Below are 6,978 nucleotides of genomic sequence, written 5' to 3'. Positions count from 1 at the left end.
TTATTATTGTGGTGAGTTGATTAATATTAATGCAATATCTCTTGGGTTATATATTCCCGGTTATCTATTGTGGAAATTTAATTTAAGTGCAGAAGTAATATTTCTGCCGGATTTTTATTCGGAATATCCTGCTTATCCTCGTGCTGTTTCTCACGTAGTCTATAATTTCCTTTTTAAGCCCACAGGAGAGCAACAATGACAATCCATAAGAAAGGTCAGGCACACTGGGAAGGCGATATCAAACGCGGGAAGGGAACAGTATCCACCGAGAGTGGTGTGCTGAACCAACAGCCGTATGGATTTAACACGCGTTTTGAAGGCGAAAAAGGAACTAACCCTGAAGAACTGATTGGCGCAGCGCATGCCGCATGTTTCTCAATGGCGCTTTCATTAATGCTGGGGGAAGCGGGATTTACGCCAACATCGATTGATACCACCGCCGATGTGTCGCTGGATAAAGTGGATGCCGGTTTTGCGATTACGAAAATCGCACTGAAGAGTGAAGTTGCGGTGCCGGGTATTGATGCCTCTACCTTTGACGGCATCATCCAGAAAGCAAAAGCAGGATGCCCGGTTTCTCAGGTACTGAAAGCGGAAATTACGCTTGATTACCAGTTGAAATCGTAAAGCATTGCCGGATGACGCGTCAGGCGCGTGAATGCCTGATGCGTTGTTAGCATCTCTACAGCGCCCGCCAGCAACGGATCTCACGTCCGTCAGCCCGCGTCGTTAATGATTGCCGGACTTCGCATCCGCTGGTTGCAAGGGGGCAACGTTCGTAGAAAAAACAGCCTTGCGGCAACGTGCGGTTTCCCGGCAGATCCGTTTTACGTAATGCCCATTCTTCCTCCAGCGGTTTATCAATGGCGGGGAGGGAATCCAGCAATAATCGGGTGTATGGATGTGCAGGTGCCGTCAACACCTGCTGCGCGTCGCCCAGTTCTACAATCTGCCCGAGATACATCACCGCTACCCGATCGCTCATATGACGAATCACCGAGACATTGTGTGAGATCAGCACATAGGTCAGCCCGCGATTTACCTGTAGCGTTACCAGTAAATTGAGGATCTGCGCCTGCACGGAGATATCCAGTGCAGAGGTTGGCTCATCAAGCACAATCACGTCAGGCTGCGAAGAGAGTGCTCTGGCAATGGCGATGCGTTGCCGCTGCCCGCCGGAGAACGCATGAGGCAGGCGGTCGAGATACTCCGGACGAATACCCACCTGCACAGCCAACTCCTCTGCTAACGCTCGCCGCTGTTGTTCACTACTACGCTTAGCTATCCAGAGCGGTTCTGTGATGATGCGCCACACCGGTAAGCGCGGATTGAGCGAAGAGAGCGGGTCCTGAAACACCATCTGCATAATGCGTTGTGATCCTGAACGGATGTACTGCCCGTGGCTCGGTTGCAGCATACCCATTAAAAGCTGTGCGAGGGTGCTTTTGCCGCAGCCTGACTCGCCGACGATCCCTAAGGTTTCACCACGGCGGATCTGTAAATCAATACCATTAATGGCATGAACATGTTCCGTAGTTTTACCAAGCCAGTTTTTACGGGCCGGGAAATTGATATGGACGTCGCATAACGTTAATAACGTGTTAGACACTTATGACCTCCTGCTGCGGATACCAACAGGCGCAGCGCTGGTTGTTGTCACCACACGCTGTCAGCGCCGGGACGTTTTCACACTGTGCACCTGCCGCATAGCAACGATCGCGAAAAGCGCAGCCGTCAGGCAAATGGGTGAGGTTTGGTACCGTCCCTGGAATGGCTGGTAATGGCTGGCGTGGTACTCCATGTTCTGGTGCGCATTGTAGCAAACCAATGGTATACGGATGCCGGGGATGATGGATAACGTCTGCCGTCACGCCGCTTTCAATTACGCTTCCGGCATACATCACGTAAACGCTATCGCACAGTTGCGACACCACGGCCATATCATGGCTGATGAACAGTACCGCAGTTCCACTGGCGCGGGCTTTATGTTTAAGCAAACGCAGTACCTGCAACTGTACCGTGACGTCCAGCGCCGTAGTCGGTTCGTCGGCAATAATCAATTGCGGCTCGCAGGAGAATGCCAGCGCAATCATTACCCGCTGGCGCATACCACCTGAAAGCTCAAACGGATAGCGCGACATAACTTCCACGGCATCCGGGATTTGCATCTCTTCCAGCAGGGCAATCGCTTTAGCTCTGGCTTCCCGACGACTTATTGGTTGATGATGGCGGATTACGTCCATCATCTGAAGACCTATTCGACGTGTCGGATTGAGGGCGGTCATCGGTTCCTGAAAGATCATCGCCACTCGTGCGCCGCGCCACTGACGAAGCTGTTTTTCCCGAGCGTTAAGAACATCTTCTCCCAGCAGTGAAATCTGCCCCCGATGTACGCAATAACTGCCCGTCGGTAGCAGACGCATAATCAGCATTGCGGTGACTGATTTACCTGAGCCGGATTCTCCCACCAGACCGACAATTTCACTGCGGTTAATCTGCAAGGACACATTGTTGAGCGCGTGAACGTCGCCGTTAAAACCGGGGAAACTCAAATGCAGTTGTTGAATGTCCAGAACGGGTTGGGTCATGACTGCTTTCCTCCTGCTTTCGGGTCAAGCAGATCGCGAATACCATCACCAAAGAGATTAAACCCGACGGCGGTAAGCAAAATCGCTGCCCCCGGAAATGCGCAATACCACCACTGATCGAGTACATAGTTGCGACCATTCGCTACCATCGCGCCCCATTCAGCACTCGGTTGTTGTGCACCCAGGCCAATAAATCCCAACGTGGCGGCCATTAAAATCGCGCTACCGATATCCAGCGATGCCTGCACGATCAGCGGCGGCAGGGAGTTACGTAAAATATGCCAGTTGATCAGATGCCAACGCGACGCACCAAAGGTTTTCGCCGCCTGAACATAAGTATACTGGCGTACAACTAATGCTTGCCCCCGCGCCAGGCGCACATAAAAGGGAATTCGCACAATAGCAATCGCCAGCATGGCGTTAAATAAACTCGGCCCGAGAGCGGCAGCCAGTGCCATTGTCAGTACCAACGAAGGAATCGACAGCATAATGTCCATGATGCGCATGATGATGGCGTCTGCGCGTCCGCCAAGCACACCGGATAGACATCCGAGTAGCGAACCAATCATACCCGCAATGGCAACCACGACTAATCCGGCGAGAATTGATTGCTGACTGCCGACCAGTACGCGGCTGAACAGATCGCGTCCCACTTCATCGGTGCCAAACCAGTGCGCCGCAGAAGGCGGGCGATTAAATCAATGGCGTTGGGATCATGCGTCGCCAGCCACGGTGAAAAAATCATCATCAATAGCATTAATACAATGATGACTGCGCCGGTCACGGTGAGCGGACTGCCTTTCAGCATCCATACCAGTTTTGCACCGTTAAATCGCGTTTGTTTTTGTGGGCGTACGGCGGACGTTTCCTCGCTTAGCATCATTCACCACCTCCACGTCCGATACGCGGATCAATCCACAAATAGAGCAAATCCACCACCAGGTTGACCAGCACATAAGCAAATGAAACCACGACGGCAAAGCCCATCACTGCCGGGAAGTCGAGCGCCTGTATTGATGTTACTACCCATGCACCCATTCCGGGCCAGGCAAAAACGGTTTCGGTGAGCACTGCGCCATACAACAAATCGCCCAGCGCCAAACCCAATACGGTAATCGATGGGATCAACGCATTGGGTAGCGCATAACATAAAACGATATACCAGCCGGGCAAGCCGCTGGCCCGGGCGGTACGAATGTAGTCTTCACTCAATTGTTCCAGCATCGCTGAGCGGATCTGGCGAGCGACAATTCCCAGGTGAACGAACGCCAGCGTTAATGCCGGTAAGATGAGATGTTGCAACGCATTGAAGAAGACTTCACCGTTGCCTTCAAGCAGCGCATCGAGCAGATAAAAGCCGGTAACGTGCGTTGGTGGATCCAGCCAGTCATCAAGCCTTCCGCCGCCGGGAAGAATTTGCAGATGACCATAAAACAGCACAATGACGCCCAGCCCAAGCCAGAACGCAGGTGTGGAGATTCCGGTAATGGCCATTATTCGCACCAGATGATCCAGCCAGCGATTTCGCCAGACTGCAGAGAGTATGCCCAGCGGGATGCCAATCAGGAGTGCCAGCAGCAGGGCACCAAAAGCCAGCTCCAGCGTCGCCGGGAAAAATATACGCAACTCTTCCAGCACCGGACGCCCGGTACGAATGGATGTTCCCAGGTCACCATGAAACAGGTCGCTGACGTAGCGGTAAAACTGTACATACAGTGGCTGGTCCAGTCCCAGTTGCTGGCGAATATTTTCCACGATAGCATCGCTGGCGCGGTCACCCGCCAGTAACCGCGCCGGATCGCCAGGGATCAGATGCGAGATAATAAACGTAATCACGCAGACGCCCGCCACCACGAGCACCAGCCCCCAGCAGCGTTGGCGTAAAATACTCCAGAAGGTCACGTTATTTACTCATGGTATTGATATTGAAGACCTGTTCCAGCATGGGATTGAACACAAAGCCTTTCACCTCTTTGTTCATCGCCAGTTGGTAGTTTTTCTGGAACAGGTACACATAAGCAGCGTCATCAATGACGATTTTCTGTGCCTGCTGGTAGTCCCGGGTACGCTGCGTCTGGTCGGTGGTCGCAAGCGCATTGCGCAGTAACTTATCGACCTCACTGTTTTCATAGAACGAGCGGTTACCCGGCAGACCTTTTTTGTCTGACTCAAACCAGTAATTCATAAACATATACGGGTCGGCAAAATCCGGACTCCAGTTGCCAATCGCAATGTCGTAATCACCTTTACCCACTCTGTCGCGCATGGTGGCGTTCGCCAGCTTTTCCAGCTTCACATTGATGCCCAGCTTGTTGAGACTGGATTGTGTCGCCAAAGCAATAGGCTCCCAGTTCGGATCGTTATCGGAGTAGAGAAACGTCAGGCTGGTGGGTTTGCTCGTCACTTTATCCCATTCGGCTTTGGCTTTCGTTTCGTCATGGTTGTATTGCATTGCCGTCGCATCGTAGCCCCACATGCCTTCCGGAATCGGGCCGCGCATCTGTTTTCCGTTACCACTCAGAATGCCGTTAACCATTCCCTGATAATCGGTAGACCAGGAAATGGCCCGACGCAGATCCGCCTGATTAAGAGGCGCTTTGCTGTTATTCAGATACAGATAGGTAACGCGCAGTGACGGATACTCTGCCACATTGACTTTATTTTCCTGCTTCAGGGCGTTGAGTTGATCCACCGGCAGCGCATCGGCAATGTCAATGTCGCCACGGGAGAGCTGCAGGCGACAGGAGGCACTTTCACCAATAATTTTTACCGATACCCGTTTGAAGTTCGGTTTATTGCCTGGGTAATGCGGATTTGGCACCAGAACTAATTGCTGACCTTTTTGCCAGCTTTTCAGCATAAATGGTCCGGAACCGGCGGTATTTTGCGCGAGGAAGCCGCGAGCATCATCCGCTGCATGTTCCTTTAAGACCGCCGGATTGATAATGGATGCACCGTCATTCGCCAGCGTGTAGAGGAACGGTGCGAATGGCTGGCTAAGGGTAAACTTCACCGTATGTTCGTCGGGAGCATCAATCTTTAAATCTTTGGGAAATGCTTCTGCTGGCCCCTGGCCGATTTTTAGTAGCCGCTCAAAAGAGAGTTTTACTGCTTCGGCAGTGACCGGTGTGCCATCGGCAAATTTAGCATTGTCCTTCAGGGTGAACGTCCACTCTTTTTGATCGTCAGACGCTTTCCAGCTACTTGCCAGATCGCCTTCAACGTCGGTTGAGCCTTTATCACCGTCCGTTTTGTACTGAACCAGCCGCTGATAAGACGGGTAGGTCACCGTCCAGTCGTTATTATCTATTGTTACCGCCGGGTCGAGGGTTTGTGGATCGGCGGCCTTACCAATCACCAGCATATCTTTCGGTACGGCGGCGTGCGCAACCGGGAAATTTGTGGCAAGGACGAGCGCGAGCAATGTGGGACGAAACGGTATCGATCTCTTCATGACAGTTTCCTGATTAACTGACGTGTTGTGTGCCAGGGGATATAAAACAGGTGAATTGATCAGCGAGCAGAGGGTAACTCGCTGCCTGGGGTAATTCGAAGTGCCACCATTCGCTGGAGATACCGACAAAACCGCCACCAGTCATTATCGCATTCAGCAACAGCCGATTGCGCTGAGCGGCGGGCGGGACGGAAGGGTGATAGGCATGGGAGCGCTCGTGCATTTCATCGAACCCTGCGCCCATATCGAGGATGTTCCCGTGCTCATCACGAAGCGTCAGGTCGATCGCCGTGCCACGGCTGTGATTAGAACCGACCGTCACATCAACAACATATTGCGGGTCTGGGCAGGCTTGCCACAACATCGCCTGTGCTTGTTGTGGGCGATACGCATCGTAAATCACCAGTTGTAAGCCTGACAGCTGGGCGATACTGATACTTTTCGCCAGCGCGGTAATCGCATCCTTGTGTAGCAGACAACGCGCTTGCTGATAAATAGCTTTACCTGTGATGTTATCAGCGCAGGCGTATTTCAATTCGATCTCCAGATCAGGGAAGATTACGGCTAAATCAACCAGTTCGGTGGTATCCGACATAAACGGTTCCTGTATAAGACAAAAATTGCTGCGCTTTCCGCTTATGCAGATCTCATGCCATGCCGGGATAAGCGCCAGAATGCTGGCTTAAAGTTATATTTTTTAACTTTTGATCAACATTTGTGCAGCGTAGTGCAGTTTTGGTGCAAGAGGGGAAGTTAAGGAAGGAATCTCCCGGAATCGTAGCTGAAATCACAGTATTTAAGTGACAGTGTCACGTTAAATGAAAACCCGCGAGTGCGGGCGAGAGGAATTTGTCAGATTTTCAGCGGTAACACGCTGCTCATCCAGCCTGGAATTTCTTCGGCGGGTAGGGGGCGGGAAAAGAAATATCCCTGAAT

General features: G+C 52.1%; 7 protein-coding genes and 1 pseudogene. 2 read left to right on the top strand and 6 right to left on the bottom strand.

Annotation, left to right across the window (positions count from 1 at the left end):
- Both E0D98_RS27560 and osmC read left to right on the top strand, forming a co-directional pair.
- On the top strand, positions 1 to 199 hold a 199-nt coding region (locus E0D98_RS27560), incomplete at its 5' end, for a hypothetical protein (protein ID WP_205713026.1).
- Positions 196 to 627 (top strand): peroxiredoxin OsmC, encoded by a 432-nt coding sequence (osmC, locus tag E0D98_RS19930; RefSeq protein ID WP_000152305.1) that lies wholly within the window; start codon positions 196 to 198, stop codon positions 625 to 627. The genes E0D98_RS27560 and osmC, both read left to right, overlap by 4 nt.
- A 55-nt stretch (positions 628 to 682) precedes the next feature.
- Here the strand turns inward: osmC and E0D98_RS19925 are convergent, their stop codons facing one another.
- From E0D98_RS19925 to ddpX, 6 genes and pseudogenes are all read right to left on the bottom strand, one after another.
- On the bottom strand, positions 683 to 1,609 hold the full coding sequence (locus tag E0D98_RS19925; RefSeq protein WP_024227959.1) for an ABC transporter ATP-binding protein: 927 nt from the start codon (positions 1,607 to 1,609) through the stop codon (positions 683 to 685).
- On the bottom strand, positions 1,602 to 2,588 hold the full coding sequence (locus E0D98_RS19920; RefSeq protein ID WP_000193566.1) for an ABC transporter ATP-binding protein: 987 nt from the start codon (positions 2,586 to 2,588) through the stop codon (positions 1,602 to 1,604). Before E0D98_RS19920 ends, E0D98_RS19925 begins: the two co-directional genes overlap by 8 nt.
- Positions 2,585 to 3,471, bottom strand: a pseudogene (gene ddpC, locus E0D98_RS19915) (D,D-dipeptide ABC transporter permease). The gene E0D98_RS19920 and the pseudogene ddpC overlap by 4 nt, the downstream one beginning before the upstream one ends.
- Positions 3,468 to 4,490 (bottom strand): ABC transporter permease, encoded by a 1,023-nt coding sequence (locus tag E0D98_RS19910; protein WP_000145123.1) that lies wholly within the window; start codon positions 4,488 to 4,490, stop codon positions 3,468 to 3,470. The pseudogene ddpC and the gene E0D98_RS19910 overlap by 4 nt, the downstream one beginning before the upstream one ends.
- Before the next feature lies 1 nt (position 4,491).
- Positions 4,492 to 6,042 (bottom strand): ABC transporter substrate-binding protein, encoded by a 1,551-nt coding sequence (locus E0D98_RS19905; RefSeq protein WP_047086485.1) that lies wholly within the window; start codon positions 6,040 to 6,042, stop codon positions 4,492 to 4,494.
- 13 nt (positions 6,043 to 6,055) lie between these two features.
- On the bottom strand, positions 6,056 to 6,637 hold the full coding sequence (gene ddpX, locus E0D98_RS19900) for a D-alanyl-D-alanine dipeptidase (RefSeq protein ID WP_001285834.1): 582 nt from the start codon (positions 6,635 to 6,637) through the stop codon (positions 6,056 to 6,058).
- Positions 6,638 to 6,978: the final 341 nt, after the last annotated feature.

The sequence above is a fragment of the Escherichia sp. KCJ4928 genome (assembly GCF_004352695.1).
GTDB lineage: Bacteria > Pseudomonadota > Gammaproteobacteria > Enterobacterales > Enterobacteriaceae > ECMA0423.
This window is presented reverse-complemented; position numbering and strand designations above follow the sequence as displayed.

Excerpts from the sequence above, each read along its gene's own strand:
- ddpX (WP_001285834.1), bottom strand. The coding sequence starts at position 6,637 with ATGTCGGATACCACCGAACTGGTTGATTTAGCCGTAATCTTCCCTGAT.
- E0D98_RS19905 (WP_047086485.1), bottom strand. The coding sequence starts at position 6,042 with ATGAAGAGATCGATACCGTTTCGTCCCACATTGCTCGCGCTCGTCCTT.
- E0D98_RS19920 (WP_000193566.1), bottom strand. The coding sequence starts at position 2,588 with ATGACCCAACCCGTTCTGGACATTCAACAACTGCATTTGAGTTTCCCC.
- osmC (WP_000152305.1), top strand. The coding sequence starts at position 196 with ATGACAATCCATAAGAAAGGTCAGGCACACTGGGAAGGCGATATCAAA.